The 15,836-nt window shown below is 69.9% G+C and carries 14 protein-coding genes and 2 pseudogenes; 7 read left to right on the top strand and 9 right to left on the bottom strand.

What is annotated here, in order from left to right:
• Positions 1–20 precede the first annotated feature (20 nt).
• The 6 genes and pseudogenes from H5397_RS08205 to idi form a co-directional block, all read right to left on the bottom strand.
• Positions 21–1,526: an FAD-dependent oxidoreductase gene (locus H5397_RS08205; RefSeq protein WP_182816431.1), complete on the bottom strand. Its 1,506-nt coding sequence runs from the start codon at positions 1,524–1,526 to the stop codon at positions 21–23.
• Positions 1,523–2,245, bottom strand: a complete 723-nt coding sequence (locus tag H5397_RS08210; RefSeq protein WP_182816433.1) for a class I SAM-dependent methyltransferase — start codon at positions 2,243–2,245, stop codon at positions 1,523–1,525. The genes H5397_RS08205 and H5397_RS08210 overlap by 4 nt, the downstream gene beginning before the upstream one ends.
• Positions 2,242–3,171 (bottom strand): phytoene/squalene synthase family protein, encoded by a 930-nt coding sequence (locus tag H5397_RS08215; RefSeq protein ID WP_182816435.1) that lies wholly within the window; start codon positions 3,169–3,171, stop codon positions 2,242–2,244. The genes H5397_RS08210 and H5397_RS08215 overlap by 4 nt, the downstream gene beginning before the upstream one ends.
• Complete coding sequence (gene crtI / locus H5397_RS08220) at positions 3,168–4,634, bottom strand: phytoene desaturase family protein (RefSeq protein ID WP_182816437.1); 1,467 nt, start codon at positions 4,632–4,634, stop codon at positions 3,168–3,170. Before crtI ends, H5397_RS08215 begins: the two co-directional genes overlap by 4 nt.
• Complete coding sequence (locus tag H5397_RS08225; protein WP_309224321.1) at positions 4,631–5,743, bottom strand: polyprenyl synthetase family protein; 1,113 nt, start codon at positions 5,741–5,743, stop codon at positions 4,631–4,633. Before H5397_RS08225 ends, crtI begins: the two co-directional genes overlap by 4 nt.
• A pseudogene (gene idi, locus H5397_RS18820) lies at positions 5,741–6,280 on the bottom strand (isopentenyl-diphosphate Delta-isomerase); the annotation flags it as partial. The gene H5397_RS08225 and the pseudogene idi, both read right to left, overlap by 3 nt.
• A gap of 221 nt (positions 6,281–6,501) precedes the next feature.
• On the opposite strand from idi, the gene H5397_RS08230 reads away from it, so the two are divergent.
• Positions 6,502–7,698, top strand: a complete 1,197-nt coding sequence (locus H5397_RS08230) for a cytochrome P450 (protein ID WP_182816441.1) — start codon at positions 6,502–6,504, stop codon at positions 7,696–7,698.
• Positions 7,699–7,751: 53 nt separating this feature from the next.
• Here the strand turns inward: H5397_RS08230 and H5397_RS08235 are convergent, their stop codons facing one another.
• Positions 7,752–8,864 carry a lycopene cyclase family protein gene (locus tag H5397_RS08235; protein ID WP_182816443.1) on the bottom strand — a complete coding sequence of 371 codons (1,113 nt, stop codon included), beginning with the start codon at positions 8,862–8,864 and terminating at the stop codon, positions 7,752–7,754.
• Between the two features lie 117 nt (positions 8,865–8,981).
• Between H5397_RS08235 and H5397_RS08240 the strand changes: the two genes are divergently transcribed.
• From H5397_RS08240 to H5397_RS08250, 3 genes are read left to right on the top strand one after another with little or no spacing between them, the layout of a single operon-like run.
• Entirely contained in the window at positions 8,982–9,701 is a 720-nt protein-coding gene (locus H5397_RS08240; RefSeq protein ID WP_182816445.1) for a CPBP family intramembrane glutamic endopeptidase, read from the top strand.
• Position 9,702: 1 nt separating this feature from the next.
• On the top strand, positions 9,703–11,094 hold the full coding sequence (locus H5397_RS08245) for a tryptophan-rich sensory protein (RefSeq protein ID WP_182816447.1): 1,392 nt from the start codon (positions 9,703–9,705) through the stop codon (positions 11,092–11,094).
• 3 nt (positions 11,095–11,097) lie between these two features.
• Positions 11,098–12,462 (top strand): deoxyribodipyrimidine photo-lyase, encoded by a 1,365-nt coding sequence (locus H5397_RS08250; RefSeq protein WP_182816448.1) that lies wholly within the window; start codon positions 11,098–11,100, stop codon positions 12,460–12,462.
• Here the strand turns inward: H5397_RS08250 and H5397_RS08255 are convergent.
• Both H5397_RS08255 and H5397_RS08260 read right to left on the bottom strand, forming a co-directional pair.
• On the bottom strand, positions 12,453–12,860 hold the full coding sequence (locus tag H5397_RS08255) for a hypothetical protein (RefSeq protein ID WP_182816450.1): 408 nt from the start codon (positions 12,858–12,860) through the stop codon (positions 12,453–12,455). The two genes, H5397_RS08250 and H5397_RS08255, sit on opposite strands and share 10 nt — an antisense overlap.
• Positions 12,861–12,946: 86 nt before the next feature.
• Positions 12,947–13,366, bottom strand: coding sequence for an Hsp20/alpha crystallin family protein (locus H5397_RS08260; RefSeq protein ID WP_182816452.1), 420 nt, complete (start codon positions 13,364–13,366; stop codon positions 12,947–12,949).
• Positions 13,367–13,804: 438 nt separating this feature from the next.
• Here H5397_RS08260 and H5397_RS08265 point away from each other — a divergent pair, with 438 nt between their 5' ends.
• The 3 genes and pseudogenes from H5397_RS08265 to H5397_RS08275 all read left to right on the top strand — a co-directional run.
• Positions 13,805–14,107, top strand: a complete 303-nt coding sequence (locus H5397_RS08265; protein WP_182816454.1) for a MerR family transcriptional regulator — start codon at positions 13,805–13,807, stop codon at positions 14,105–14,107.
• Positions 14,108–14,450: 343 nt separating this feature from the next.
• A complete protein-coding gene (locus H5397_RS08270; protein WP_182816456.1) occupies positions 14,451–14,840 on the top strand; it encodes an IS5 family transposase in 390 nt (129 codons plus the stop codon).
• 120 nt (positions 14,841–14,960) lie between these two features.
• A pseudogene (locus H5397_RS08275) lies at positions 14,961–15,836 on the top strand (DDE-type integrase/transposase/recombinase); the annotation flags it as partial.

A 15,836-nucleotide genomic window follows, 5' to 3' on the forward strand; every position in this document is an offset into this window, starting at 1 on the left:
ACCGTCCGGGGGTCGGGACCTCAGCGGGCCAGGAGTCCGCGGGTCGGGACGGTCCACAGGCCCTCGCCCTGGACTCCCCATCGCTGGAGCAATGCGTTCGCTGCCAGGATCCCGGTCGTTGCGGCGCGCTCCATCAGCGCCACGGGATAATCGCTGCGCACCCAGTCCCCGGCCAGGACGAGCCAGGAGGCAGGTGTCTCCACCCCCGGACGGTCGTTCCACGGGGATGGGGTGATGAGGGTGCAGTCGTCCTGAACCAGCACCTCGCGGTGCAGCGTCCCCATGTGCGCTGTTTCGGGGAAGACCCGGTGCATCTCGCTGGTCAGGTGCTGGACGAGGCGGTCGGTCGAGCCCTCGTTCCCGAGAACGTCCGGGTCGCACGCGTAGGCGTGCAGTTCCACGACGGATCCTCCGTGTGCCCGGCTCCAGGCGGCGGCTCCTGCCTCGAAGCGTTCCAGCACCGAAACGTTGTCGAGCGCGCCGTAGCCGCTGGTGCCCAGGAAGGCGGGGCGCTGGGGGGCGACCAGCGCATCGAGCCACAGCCGCACCACGGCAAACGGGGGTGCGTTGACCGTCTCGGCGACCCGGCGCGTGAACGCGTCCATCGGCCCAGAGGGGTCGCCGATGCCGGCCACCAGGGAGCGGGCAGTGCGGGGGTCGGTGGCCAGGACGACGGCGTCCGCCTCGATGAGCTCGCCGTGGTTGGTCCGGGCTCCGGTCGGGCCGATGGTGCTCACGCGGACGCCGGTGCGTACCTCCACGCCGAGTCGGGCCAGGTAGTGGCCGAGGGGTTGCCACAGGGCGGTGTCGTAGTCGTCGTCGGGGACGTCGAACAGGAGTCCTTCGGCCGAGCCCATGAAGTAGGTGTGGAACATGGCGACCAGTTCGCCGGCGGCGAAGTCGTTCGGATCGGCGAAGAAGGAGCGTGCGAACACCTCGAGGGCGAGGTCGCGTGCGTCGGCGGGGAAGCGCAGTCGGTCCAGGAACGCGGCGGCCGATTCGCCGTCGTAATGGCTGTAGGTGTCGGGGAAGCGGACGCGCAACAGCTCCAGGGCGGCGGGTACGTCGACCTTCGCCAGGGACGCGAGTGTGAATGAGGGGCTCCGGGCGACAAACCCCATGACGCTGAACGGTGGCGTCCTGGGGATGTTGTTGAAGGAGTCCCGCATTCCGTCGGGACGCTGCAGTGGGTAGTCGCGTATCGGGATCAGCCGTGCCAGGTCGGGGTCGGGTCGGCGCAGCACCGCTCGTAGGTTGTAGTACTGGCGGAAGAAGGCGTGGAAGCCGCGACTCATGGTGCGTCCGTCCTCGAGCGGCCACGCGGCGACGCGTCCGCCGAGTCGGGGTGATGCCTCCACCAGCGTCACTCGGACTCCGCGTTCGGCCAGGATCGTGGCGGCCGACAGGCCGGCGATGCCGCCTCCGACGACGACGACCTTCGCTTCGCCCGTCAGGCGCTCGGCACCGGAGGGACCGGGGTGGTGGACGGCGCGCCGATCGCGGCCGGGGCGGGCGGGTCGCTTCATGCGGTCTCCTGGGGCTTGCGGGCCATGTAGAGGTGGAGGATGCCGTTTTGCCAGCCGGGCACACTCCGGGTGGCGATGTCCACGAAGCCGGCGGTGTGGAGCTGCTTCATGAATTGCGTCGGTGTGTCGAACTCCATCACGCTGCGCCAGAGGTAGGTGTACAGCGAGGGGTTGCGGTCGAGCAGGGCTCCGAGCGGGATGATGACCAGCCAGCTCACGATGCTCCACACCAGTTGCGCGCGGAATCGCTCGCGCACGGAGTACTCGACGACGGTCAGGGTGCCGCCGGGTGTGAGCAGCGCCTGGATCTCCGCCAGTGCGTCTCGGCGTTGAGCGGGCGTGAGGTTGCGGAAGAGATAGGCCGACAGGATGCCGTGGTGGGTTCCGGGCTGCCACGCTTGGGTGTCCAGCGCGCCGGCGGTGGCCTCGGCGAAGGTGACCGACGCAGGCCAGTGTTTGGCGCGGGCGCGGCTGAGCATCCCGGGGGAGGCGTCCAACCCTTGGATGTGGGTGTCGGGTGGGGCTGCGTCCACCAGTGCTCGGGTGGATGCTCCCGAACCGCAGGCGAGGTCGAGGAGGCGCCATGGTCCGGGCTGGCCGCGCAGCGTGTCCACCAGTGATGCGGCTGCCCTGCGCAGATGGGCGTGGTAGCCGGGGTTGAGGGCGACCATGAGGTCGTAGTGCCGCGCCCCGCGGTCGAACGCTGCTCGGGTGCTCATGGTTGCTGGTGGCGGTCCACGCGGCCTCGGACGCCCGCCCAACGCGAGGGGCGTAGCGCGCCGACTGCGGCTTGGCGACCGAACAGGGCCAGCTTCTCGTGGGCGGGTACCCGGATGCGTCCGTTGAAGACGTCGTAGTCGGCCGCTTCGATCCGGTCGAGGATCCGTTGGTACAGGGTAAGGGCGGTGCCAACGCAGCGGCGCGAGGCTTCGGGCAGATAGGGCAGGCCATCGGCTGCGTGGGCGTACAGCGTGCGGTTGCGGTCCACCTGCTCGGCCATGAACGTGCGCCACTGCGGCGTCACCTGGCGCAGGTGGGGGTCGGCGCCGTGCCTGGCGAGCTCGTCCTGGGGCAGGTAGACGCGGCCACGGCTGAGGTCCGCGTCGACGTCACGCAGGAAATTGGTGAGTTGAAAGGCCAATCCCAGAGAGCGTGCGTGGTCGCGGGCAGCGTCGCTGGTGGGTTCCAGGACGGGCAGCATCATCTCTCCGATGACGGCCGCCGAGCCCTCCATGTAGCCGTCGCGGAGCGCGGGCCACGTGGGCCAGGTGGAGTGGGTCAGGTCGAGCGCCATGGCGTCGAAGAACCGCTCGAAGCACTCGGGGTCGGTGCCGCGTCGCCGCAAGCTGTCGATCACCGAGGCCATCACCGGTTCGTCTGAGGTGCCGCGGGCCAATGCCGCGAAGAACCAGGCGCGGAACGCGTCGAGACGCTCCGTCGGGGTGCCGTGGGCCGGCACCGATGGGTGGGGGGTCTTGTCCGGCTCGTCGACGATGTCGTCGGCCAGCCGGCACAGCGCGTAGACCGCGTGCACGTCCCGGCGCTGGGGTGGGGGCAGGAGCAGGGCGCCCCAGTAGTACGTGGTGCCGTGCTCGCGGGTGAGGCGTGCGGCGGTGCGGTACCCGTCCTCCAGCAGGGTGCTCACCAGGTCATCTCCGCAACGCGTCGGGCGGCGAGCTTCCCGGAGATGAGCACCATGGGGATACCCACACCGGGGGTGGTGCTCGACCCGGCGAAGACCAGGCCCTTCACGCGCTTGTCGACGTTCTTGGCGCGGAAGGGGCCGGTCTGGCGGAACGTGTGGGCGAGCGCGAACGGGGTTCCCGCTGCCATGCCCTGCGCCAGCCAGTCCTGGGGAGTGACCAACTCCTCGGTCACGATGTCGGTGGGGTAGCCCCAGCGTTGCAGGTCGGTGAGCATGCGTTCGCGCAGGCGGGGGCCTTCGCTGGGCCAGTCGAGCCGGCCCACCTCCAGGTTGGGGGTGGGTTCCAGGACGTAGAGGCTGGTGCAGCCCTCGGGTGCCGCGTCGCGGTCGTGCAGGGACGGGACGGCCACGAAGCGGGAGGGGTCGGCCATGGGAAGTCCGCGCCGGAGCAGGTCGTCGAAGGCGTCGTGCCACTGCTGCCCGAAGTGGATGTTGTGGTGGGCGGCCTCCGGCGGTGGGGCGCCCTTGACGCCCAGGTGCCACACCACGCACGAGGGGGAGTAGCGCCCCCGCGCGGCGACGCGGGGCGTGGGGACCTCGGGGAGGAGCTCTTCGTAGGCGACCGGGAGGTCCAGCGTGCAGACCACGGCATCCGCGTTCAGGCGTTCTCCACCGGCCAGCCGCACGCCGGTGGCTCGCCCCTGCGCGCAGGTGATGCGGTCCACGGTGGCCCCGTAGTGGAACTCGACCCCGGCGTCCATGGCGGCCTTCGCCATCGCATCGGGGACCGCGCGCATGCCTCCTTCCGGGAACCAGACGCCCTCGACCGAGTCCATGTAGGTGATGACGGCGTACAGCGCCAGCGCCTGGGCGGGCGCGAGGCCGGCGTACATCGCCTGGAAGCTGAAGATGCGGTGGAGGCGCGGGTCGGAGAAGCGGCGCTCGATGGCGGGACCGAGGCGGTCGAAGCCGCCCAGCGCGACCAGACGGGCGGCCGCGACCGGGTTGCGCAACAGGTCGGTCGGGCGGTCGAAGTTCACGTCGATGAAGTGGGGCAGTTCAGCCAGGTACAGCTTGCGCAGCCAGACGACGAACTCCTCGTAGGCGGCGGCGTCGACCGACCCGCACTCGCGGGCGATCTCGGCGCGCATCGCCTCCACTCCGTGGCGCACGTGCAGGGTGGAGCCGTCGTCGAAGCACGCACGATAGGCCGGGTCGAGCAGCTGCATCGTCAGGTAGTCGTCCGCGCGGCGACCCACCGCCCGGAAGGCCTGGTCGAGCAGGTCCACCATGGTGAAAACGGTCGGGCCGGAGTCGAAGGTGAACCCGTCGCGCTCGATGCGGCCGCTCCGCCCCCCGGGCACAGCAGCACGCTCGAGCACCGTGACGTGGTGACCCTGCCCCCGCAGGTGCAGCGCAGCGGACAGGCCGGACAGGCCGGCTCCGATGACGAGTACGTTCATGCGTCCCTCCAGGCGATGGCGCGGGCCGCGGATCGCAGCCCCTCGATGCCGGCTTCGGTGAGCTGGCCGTGGGCGAGGCAGGCGTCGGCGCGTGCCACGGCGTCCTCAATCATGGTTTCGATGTCGTCGCGGACGCCGGTGGATATCAGGGCATCACTCACCACGGTGACGTCGCCCGGGCGAAGATCCACGGTCCCGAGGCGGGTGAGCGCCTCGCGGGCGGGACCGTCCAGGCGCTCGAAGGCCAGTGCGAGGATCACCGTGGCCTTGCCCTCGGCCAGATCGTCGCCAGCCGGCTTCCCGGTGAGCGCCGGGTCGCCCCAGATCCCCAGCTGGTCGTCACGCAGGGCGAAGGCGCGGCCGATGTGCTCCCCCCATTGCTGCAGTGCGGCGCACGTGCCCTCCTCGGCGTCCGCAGCGAGCGCGCCCAACTGCAGGGGGCGCTCGATGGTGTACATGCCCGACTTGAGCCGGGCGATGTGCTCGGCGTGGGCAAGGTCACGTCGACCTGCCGCGGCGCCGGTGAGATCGGCGCGTTGCCCGACCATCAGCTCGACGCAGAGCTCGAACCACAGGCGGCGCAGTCGGAGGGGGAGCGGCTGGACAAGGCTGTCGGCCAGCGTGTGCGCCAGGTCACCCAAGAGTATGGCGAGGTTGACCCCGAAGGCGTTGGGCTCACCGTCGGCGCCCGCCTGCCGGTGCCATTCGGCGGCCTCGACGTGTGCGGCTGGCATCCCGCGACGTGACCCCGACTCATCCATGATGTCGTCGTGCACCATGGCGAACAGGTGCAGGGTCTCCAGGGCCGCGGCGATCCGGATCAGCCCCGGATAGTCGGGGCCGGCGATGTCACCGCCGGCCGCCACGAAGGCCCAGTGGAGCATGGTGGCGCGCAGGCGCTTGCCGCGCCCCACGAGCAGGCGTTCGAGCCAGGCCGGCAGGTCGTCAGGGAGCACCTCGACGCCCTCGGCACGGTTGATCCGCTCCCAGGTGCCGGCCAGGTCGCGCAAGGTGGTGGTCAGCAGCCCGTCCACGCGGTCGACGAAATCCGTGGGCGAAGGGGCCGGGGTGCACGAGGCGCCCTCGAGCGCGAGCGCGACGCGGGGCACCTGGAGGACGCTCCACGGGCTGTACACAGCGGGGGTGGCGGTGATCGCGGCCACCAGGTCCTCCCACCTCACCCAAGCGTGCTCAGCGACCTCGTCCGGGTCGGGGGCGACGCGGGAGGAGGAGACGTGGCCGATGAAGACGGGGCAGAACTCGTTCTCCACGATTCCGCTGGCGTCCACTGCCCGATAGCGGAAGTCGGGCACCGCCGGGAGCAGCTCGGTGACCTCTAGGCCCAGTTCCTCCCTCACGCGCCGCCGGGCCGCTGCCTCGATGTCCTCGCCCGGAAGCGGGTGCCCGCAGCAGCTGTTGGTCCACACGCCCGGCCAGGTGGCCTTGTGGAGGGCACGCCGCGTGATCAGCACCCGGCCCTCGGAATCGAACAGGTACGTGGAGAAGGCGAGGTGGAGCGGGGTCTGGCGAGTGTGGACACTGCGCCGGTCGGCGGCGCCGACGGGCTGGCCCTGCTCGTCGAGAAGCACGACTTCGTCGGCGACGGCGACGGCAGGTTCGCGCGGCGAGTCTTGCCGGACGGGCATCTGGAGTTCCAAGGTTCGTCCAATCGTGCGCGGTCGCTGTCCGGGGGAACACCACATCGTTGCAGAAAGCATCCTGTCCACTCCACCCCCCGCGTCGCCACTCTAGTTCAGAGAATGAAGGAAATAACCCCTCCAAAGAAGGATCGCCCGACGCCGCTCGGGTGCGGCTGGGTCTGGGGTCAGATCACCTAGAGTGGCGGGGACACCCATGGAGGAGTGTGATGGAGCCGGACCCTGGCCACCGCAAGGTGCACCGCCCCGGAGAGAGCGCCGGGCCCCGCATCGAGCGCCGGGGCCGTACCGTTCGCGTCCGATCGCTCGAGGCCGCCAGACAGGTGCTGCGGGCGCGTCAGCGCACGACCCAAGCTGGGTTCACCGCCGAGTCCATCCCGCAGGGCGTCCTGAAGCACCATCCCATCCTCATGTCGGACGGTCCGCTCCACGACCAGCAGCGCACGAAGGTGGCCCGCTTCTTCGCCCCCTCCGTGGTGCGCGAGCGGTACACCGGCCTGATGGAGTCGTGCGCCGAGCGGATCGTCGCAGAGGCCGTGTCCTCACCTCGGTGCCGACTCGACGACCTCGCCCTGTTCTACTCCGTGGAGGTCACTGCCCAGGTCGTCGGGCTGACCGGCTCCGACGTGCGCTCGATGGCGCGTCGCCTGGTGACGTTCTTCAACCAGCCACCCTTCGACCTCGACCAACCGGGCCTGGGGCGTACCCGCCGGCAGTGGATGCAGGCGGCGGTCAACGGTCTCGTGCCGCTGGTCCGCTTCTACGTCGCCGACGTCCGGCCCGCCGTCCGGGCTCGCCGCCGGGAGCCCGCCAACGACGTCATCAGCCACCTCATCGCGGAGGGTTACACCGACACCGACATCCTTGTCGAGTCCGTGACCTACGGGACCGCAGGCATGGTCACCACGCGCGAGTTCATCTGCATGGCTGCCTGGCACCTCCTGACCGATGACTCCCTTCGGGGCCGGTTCCTCGAGGGCGAGCAGGAGGAAAGGCTTGCGATCCTGAACGAGGTCATCCGGCTGGAGCCCGTCGTCGGCCACCTGTACCGCCGTGTCCACGAGGGTTTCACCATCCGCGACCGGGACACCCAGGTGGCGCTGGAGCCCGGGGACCTCGTCGACGTCCACGTCCGCAGCACCAACACCGACCTCGACGCGGTCGGCGACCAGCCGTTGAACGTGTGTCCGGATCGACAGAGGGCCCGCGGCGTCGACCCGGCCGGGATGACGTTCGGTGACGGGGCCCACAAGTGTCCTGGCCAACCGCTGGCGTTGCTGGAGGCCGATGCCCTGCTCGTGCGCCTCTTGGCGCGCGAGGTCCGGATCGTGCGGGAACCTTCGATCGAGTGGGATGACCTGATCGAGGGGTACACACTGCGCGACTTCGAACTCCAGGTGCGGTGAAGCCCCGCACGGGGGCGAGCGGGGCCGCCGCACGCAGCGGCCGGGCCCGCCATTCACCGCCCGAACGTCGCCGCCACCAGCCGACGTTGGGCCTTCCCGGGCATGCGCCGGAAGATGCCCCACATGGCCCCCAGGACGCTGAGTGCGCTGCTCTGGCGGGACAGGAACGCACGTTGCTGGCCGGGACGTAGCCGTCCGAAGGCGTCGAAGAGCTCGATGGTGGTGTCGGAATCCAGACGGAGCAGCGCCCGCAACGCGAGGGACCGCACGTGGTCGCCGGCGCGCGTGGGATCCGGAACAGGAGTGCGACCGGCAGCGATGGCGGAGGCCAGGCGTGGGGCGCTGGCCAGCGCGTGCGCGACCGAGTACCCGCTGACCGGATGGCCTCCGCGCCCCGCCGTGCCGATCGCGACCACCCCCGGCGGGGGAGGCGCGCCGCGGCCGAGCATGGGGATGCGCACGACCTCGCGACCCGACGGGGTGGCGATCGCTGCGGGGTCGACGCCGCGACGCTCGAGCCTTCGCCCCAGGCGAACCTTCAGCGTGTCGATCGGGACGCCCGGGGCAGCGGCGAGACAGGTCTCCTCCAGCAGCACCATGCCGTCGCCCACCGGTAGCGCGTACAGGAACGACGCAGGATCCTCGGGGCGGTCGGGATCGGCCGCCCAGTCCGGGGTGAAGTCCATCAGGAACCCCTCGGCGTGGCCCAGGGCGGGGGCGGCCAGAGCGCTCGGGAGGACGATGCCGTACGCCGTCTGGTGGGGGGTGAGGTCGTCCCGAACCCTGCCGTCCGGCCGGGCACCCCGCGCGTCAACGACGACGCGTGCGCGCCCCGACAGGGCCAACACGTCGTCGTCGTCCAGCCTCGATCGCTCGATCTCGACGCCGGTCAGGGGGAGGGCCGCCTGGAGCGCTGGGTTGTCCAGAATCACGTACGTGCGCGTCAGGTCGTGTGCCGCTCGCCCCCGGATCTCGGGGTGATCCACGCGCGCCCTCACCACGGTCGTGGGGAGGTCGCCCAACTCGTCCGCCCACATTCCGAACGTGGGAGCCCACACGGCATCGGGGTGGGGATCCACCGCGAGCACCTGCAGGCCCGCGCTGGCGCAGGCCGACGCGAGGGCCCTGCCGGCCGGGCCCAGGCCCACGATCGCGACATCGAACACCCGGCCACCCTAGCCCCGCGTCATGTCCAAGGTGGTTGGGTCGCGATGCCGATCACGCCTAGTGTGGGGACATGACCATGGCGCCCCGCACCCAGACACCCCGGCAGGGCTGCTGAGATGGCGGCGATCGCGGAGTTCCGCGCCTTCCTGGCGGCGTCGTTGGTCACCCCGGTCGAGCGCACCCGCACCGAGAGCGTGTCAGCTCGGCGCCGCCGTCGGGTCGTGGTGGGCGTCACCGTCGTCCTGGGCGCGGTCGGCCTCGGGCTGGCCCTGGCCGTCCGGCCCGGCGACCCGCTGTTCTACGCGGCCTCGCTCGGCGTCGCCCTGTTGTGGACCGCCGGTGCGATCGTGTCCGGCCCCCTCCATCTCGGCGCGGCGCGGACCCGCAGCGGGGACACGAGCCTCGGTCTGCTGCAAGGGTTCCTGCTGGGGCTCCTGCTGCTGGCCGTCTTCCTGGTCGGGGCTCTGGTCGTCGCGCAGGTGCCGATCCTGCGGGGACCCGTCGAGGGGTTGCTGGACCACGCCCGCTACGGCGCACTGTGGGTCGTGGCCCTGGTCACGGCGGTCAACGGGATCGCCGAGGAACTGTTCTTCCGCGGTGCCGTCTACGCCGCGTTGCCCCCGCGCATCAACGCCTTGGGCAGCACCGCCCTCTACGCGGCGTCCACCTTGTTCTCGGGGGTGCTGCTGCTCACCTTCGCCGCCATCTGCCTCGGGTTGCTGACCGCAGCCCAGCGGCGCGTGACCGGTGGCGTGCTGGGCCCCATCGCCTCGCACCTGACCTGGTCGATGGGGATGCTCTTCCTACTTCCACCCGTCTTCGCCCTGGGAGGCTGATATGCCTGATCGCACCGCCCTCGTCACGGGGGCATCCGGCTACGTCGGATCCCAACTCGTGCCCGCCCTCCTGGAACAGGGATGGACCGTCCGGGTCCTGGCGCGCAACCCCGGAGGACTCGCGCAGGCGTGGCGCGACCGGGTGGACGTCGTGCAGGGCGACGCGACCGATCCGGACGCGCTGGCTGAGGCACTGGCGGGCTGCCGGGTGGCGTACTACCTGCTGCACTCGATGGACGGCAAGGGTGACTATCGTGACCGGGACCGCCGGCTGGCCCGCCGGTTCGCCGACAGCGCCCGCGCCGCCGAGGTGGGCCGCATCGTCTACCTGTCGGGATTACACCCCCAGGGCAGGCTGTCCGACCACCTCGCCTCCCGCGTCGAGGTGGGGGAGATCCTTTTGGAGTCCGGTGTCCCGACGGCTGTTCTGCAGGCGGGGGTGGTCCTCGGTGAGGGGTCGGCGTCCTTCGATATGCTGCGCCACCTCACCGAGCGTCTTCCCGTCTCGTTCGGACCCAAGTGGCTGCGCAACCGCATCCAGCCCATCGCGGTGAGCGACGTCGTCCACTACCTCGTGCGCGCGGCCGACCTGGATCCGGGCGTGAACCGGACGATCGACGTCGGCATGCCCGAGCAGTTGACCTACCTCGAGATGATGCGCCGCTACGCCGCTGCCACGGGCCTGGGACCCCGCCTGGTGGGGACGGTGCCGGTGTTGACGCCCCGCCTGGCGTCGCTGTGGGTCGGACTCGTCACCCCCGTCCCGGCCGGTATCGCCCGGCCGCTGGTGGGCAGTCTCATCAACGATGCGGTCAAGTCCGAGGACGACGCCGCCACCCTCCTCGGTGACCCCGAAGGGGGCCTGAAGGGCTTCGAGGACGCCATCGCTCTGGCAACCCGGGACATCGACCCCCGCCGCTGGGGCAGGACGCTGGCAACCGTGTCAGCAGCGGTCGCGGCGACCGCTGTGGCCGGTTCCCTGCTCACCGACCCGGACAGCGCTTGGTCCCGGTCGCTGCGCAAGCCAACGTGGCAGCCCCCGGCCAGTGCGTTCCCGATCGTGTGGACCGGTCTCTACGCGATCATCGCGGTGGCGACCACCGCCGCGATCACCGAAGCCGAGGAGGCCGGCGACCTCGAAAAGGCTGCGGACCTCCGCCGGTCGTTGGCGGTGAACCTTCCGCTCAATGCTGCTTGGAGCGGGATCTTCTTCCGATCACGCAACCTGCCCGCCGCGACCCTGGGCGCCGCGGCGCTGGCCGCCTCGTCCGCCGATCTTGCCCGCCGAGCCGCCGCGACTGGGTCCGGCAAGGCGGTCGGGCTGGGGCTCTACGCCGTCTGGTGCGGGTTCGCGACGGCGCTGTCGGCTGAACTAGCCCGCCTGAACCGGTGACCGATGGCTGAGATCGTCTGGCTCCGCCGCGACCTGCGGCGCAGTGACCTGCCCACGCTGGGGGCCGCGACCGCCTTGGGGGGTGAGGTGGCCATCGTGTTCGTCCTGGACCCGGATGGTTGGGCTGCCCTCGGGGCACCCAAGCGCACGTTCACGGCGCGCACCCTGCTGGCGACCCGAGCGGCCTATGAGGGCCGGCTCACCCTGAGGCGGGGTGATCCCGTGAAGGTGATACCCGCCCTGTCCCGCGAGTTCGCCGCCCCCAGTGTCCACGTGTCGGCGGAGACCGAACCGGACGGAGCGGCCCGCGACGCGAGGGTGGAGGCCGCGCTCGCGGCGTCGGGGGTGTCGCTGGTCCGCACCGGCAGCCCGTATGCAGTCACCCCCGGACGGGTGCGCCGCAAGGATGGCTCGCCCTACCGGGTCTTCACCCCGTTCAGCGCGGCGTGGTTCGAGCACGGCTGGAGGCCACCGGCCGAGGAGCCGGCCGGACTGCGGCTGGCTGCCGACCGCAGCGACCCGGACGCCTGGGCCGAGGTCGAACGTGCCGCGGCGGTACGGGACGTGGCGCTCCCCGACGCCGGGGAGCAGGTTGCCCTCGACGCGTGGCACCGGTTCCTCGCTGGACCGCTGGGCACCTACGACGCCGACCGCAACCGACCCGACCTCGACGGCACCTCCCGCCTGTCGCCCCACCTGTCGGTCGGGGCGATCCACCCCCGCACGTTGCTCGCCGACCTCGAGGCGCACGGCGGTCGGGGGGAGGATCGTTTCCGGACCGAGCTGGCGTGGCGCGAGTTCTATGCCGACGTGCTGCACCACCACCCGGCTTCGGCGACGGACGACCTGAACCACTCCCTCGCCGACCTTGCCTACGACGAAGTTCCCGACCGCGTCGCGGCCTGGAAACAGGGACGCACCGGGTACCCCATCGTGGACGCGGGCATGCGCCAACTGCTGGGCGAGGGGTGGGTGCACAACCGCGTGCGGATGGTGACGGCCAGCTTCCTGGTCAAGCACCTGCACACACGCTGGCAGGTGGGGGCCGAGCACTTCCTGAAGCACCTCGCGGACGCCGACCTGGCCTCCAACCAGCACGGCTGGCAATGGGTCGCCGGCACCGGCACCGACGCGGCCCCCTACTTCCGGGTGTTCAACCCCACGCTGCAGGGCGAGCGCTTCGACCCCGAGGGTGACTACGTGCGCCGCTGGGTCCCCGAACTGCGCGGCATCCCGGGGTCGGCCGTCCACCAGCCGTGGAAGCTCCCCGCCCAGGCGCGCGGCGACTACCCGGACCCGCTGGTCGACCTGCGTGTCGAGCGCGCCGAGGCGTTGGGCCGGCTGGCCGCCAGCCGAGTTCAGGGCTGAGGCGGTTGGGGTGGCGCCTCTTGTCCGGAGGATTCCGGGGTGAGTGGCATGATGGCCCATCCCTCAGAGAGCGTCCCGGGGGCGAGCTCACGGCGGTCCCCCGGGTTGAGACTGGCCAAGGAGAGCGCCTCCCAGAACTCCGGGTGACGTTCGCAGTGGAGGATGGCGGTGATGTGGCCGCGGATGGGCGCCTTGGAGCGGTGCGCCGTCACTTGGATGTAGCGGTGGCCCGAGTGGGTGGCGCGCCAGGCCAGAACCTGGGGTTTGTGGAGGATAAGCGTCCAAGCGAGAAGCTCTGAGGGCGACTCGACGGTGGCGGTGACGTCTCCGACGATGTCGAGCTCGCGGCTGATGCGGAGGAGGATCGCAAGTTCACGAGCTTCCTTGGACGGGTACATTTCTCTCCTTCCTGTGGGCCTTGGTCGGACTTCAGGGGGTCGGGACGCATCCCGACCCCCTGAGGACTCCAGAATGCGGTGTCCGTTCAGGCGCTGATCTCCTTGGCGGAATCGCCGGACGTGATCTCGACCTTGCGTGGCTTGGCCTTCTCGGCGATGGGAATCCGGATCGTGAGCACGCCTGCGTCGTAGTTGGCGGAGAGCTGGTCGGCGTCCAGCGTCTCGCCCAGGAAGAGCTGACGGCTGAACACCCCGTAGCTGCGCTCGTCCACGATGCGCTCGGTGTCACCGGCGGGGGGCTTGCGCTCCGCGTGAACAGTGAGCACGTTCTGCTCCACCATCAGGTCGATCGAGTCGGCCGAGACCCCTGGCAGGTCGAGGTCGACCACGAACGAGCCATCGTCCCGGTAGGCCGTCATGGGCATGGCGGCCGGGCGGGCGCGCGTGCCCAACATGGCCTCGGCCAGACGGTCGAAGTCCCGGAACGGATCGGTGCGCATCAACATGGGTTCTTCCTCCTAACCGTGTGCTCTGAAGAGCGCTGCGCCGGTACTCTTCAGATTATCTAAACTGTACACTTTAGATTTGGGTTGGCCTGTGCAAAGATGTCAAGCATCACGTCGAAGAAGTCGGGGAAGGTCGGATCGGGGAGTCATGGAGGGGAAGCGAGCGGAGGCGCTGCGGTTGCTGGGTGTCCTTCCGGGCAGTGACCGGCGGACGATCGGAGCGTCCTATCGACGGCTGGCTCGGGAACACCATCCCGACGTGTCGAAGCGCTCCGACGCGGCCGAGCGCGTATCACCCCGGCTCTTGCGCCGCTCCCCGCGGCTGGCGGCCGGGATCCCCCCACCGCCCTGGAGCCTCGAACAGCCCCCCATCGTGCCTGGCCCGGTCCGGATCACGCCAGTAGCAGGAGGCAGGCGTCACGGACTCGGAGGTGCGCCATGGTGGATCTGAACAACGACCGGGCCCTGTACTCGATCTCCGTCGCCGCGGAAGTGACCGGGGTGAACCCTCAAATGCTTCGCATCTACGAGCAGAAGGGCTTGATCGAGCCCCACCGCACCGAGGGTGGAACTCGTCGTTACAGCACTCGGGAACTGGAGCGGATTGGCGAAATCGCGAGCCTGCTTGCTGCTGGGCTCAACCTCGCAGGGGTCGCGCAAGTGCTGTTGCTGCGTGCCGAGAACCTCGAACTACGCCGCGAGATCGAGCATCTCCGTCGAAAGCCGCCCTCGCCGACGTGACCCCCGCGTCTTCGCCCGGTCGGTGCTGGCCGAATCTGGTGAATCTTGTAGCCAAAGCGGATATTCAGGTGGCGGCCCCGGGAGGATTCGAACCTCCGACACATGGTTTAGGAAACCACTGGCGACCCCTAGGCAGCACGCGCAAAAGGCCGTTCTGACAGCCAAGTTGACAGCCTAACTCGGCCCCGAGCGCGGAAGGCGCTCGGCAAGTAGCCGGACAACGAAAAACGCCCCGCCCACCCGAGCCGTAGCTCAGGCAGGCGGGGCGCTCTCGCAGAGGCGGTTCAGCACCTAGGCCGTGTTGATCAAGAGGTTTCGCTCCTCGGTGGGTGAGTCTTGAACGGTGACGCGACAGGAGATCTCTGACGAGGTGTGGGCCGTGATGGAGCCGTTGATGCCGACGGTGACCGGGAGGTCGAGGCCGTGGACGGATCATCGCCTCGCGGTCGAGGGGATGGCGTGGAAGTACCGCACCGGGGCGCCGTGGCGGGACGTGCCGGAGCGGTTCGGTAAGTGGAACTCGATCTACAAGCGGTTCAACCGGTGGGCCGAGGACGGCACCTGGGAGAAGCTGCTGGCCGAGGTGCAGAAGCAGGCCGACGCCGCCGGGAAGATCGACTGGGTCGTCTCGATCGACTCCACGATTGCACGTGTGCATCAGCACGGCGCGACACTGAAGCGTGACACAGGGGTGAGTATTGGTGTCTCGGAGCACCACCGGTATTGCCGTTGAGCACCACTTGTTCGTGCGCGTGTTCTCGTCGTTGAGCGCCACCGAGTATTCGGCTTCAGCACCACCTTCTTAGGCTCCTTCTGCCGCGTGGCCAATCACGCGGCAGAAGGAGTAGTTCGGATGGTACGCAGGATCAAGGCGAAGCTGGTGTTGAGGCTTCGCGCGGAGGGGTTCTCGGCGCGGCAGATCGAGGCGCAGGGGATGTCGCGGCACTCGGTCATCGCGGTGTTCGACGCCGCCGACCGTGAGGGTATCGACTATCGCGAGGTCGCCGATGTCGACGACGCGGAGGTGTATGCGCGATTGTTTCCGGGGCGGGGTGAGCACGAGAGTGTTCACGCGCAGCCGGACTGGGACCGGGTCCACAAGGAGCTCGCGAAGGTCGGGGTGACGCTGAAGCTGCTGCATGGCGAGTACGTCGACGCCTGCCGGGCGGACGGGTCGCCGGCGATGGGCTACGACAGGTTCTGTAAGACCTACCAGCAGCACGTCCTCGTGATCGGGGCGGCGTCGCGGGTCGGGCACAAGGCCGGGCAGTCGGTTGAGGTCGACTGGTCGGGCAAGACGATGCAGCTGACCGACCCTGTCACCGGGCAGCAGACGCGGGTCTGCTTGTTCGTCGCGACGTTGCCGTTCTCACGGTTCGCGTTCGTCGAGCCGACGCTGGACATGAAGCAGGACACCTGGCTGCGCGCCCACGTCGCGATGTTCGACTGGTTCGGCGGCTCCGTCCCGCGGATCATCCCGGACAACCTGAAGACCGGGGTGATCTCCCACCCGGCGGAGGGTGAGGTGGTCCTCAACGACGCGTATCGGGAGCTCGCGGCGCACTACTCGGCGGCGGTGCTGCCGGGACGGATCAAGAAGCCGAAGGACTATCCCGAGGATCTGGTTATCCCGAGTCGTGGCCGTTGCTGCTTGTCAACGGGGGCTGTGGCTGGGGATCCTCGGGATAATCACGCTCCTGGCGTTCCAGTCGTAGGTTGCTCGTCTCTG

Source organism: Propioniciclava sp. MC1683 (assembly GCF_014164675.1).
Lineage (GTDB): Bacteria > Actinomycetota > Actinomycetes > Propionibacteriales > Propionibacteriaceae > Propioniciclava.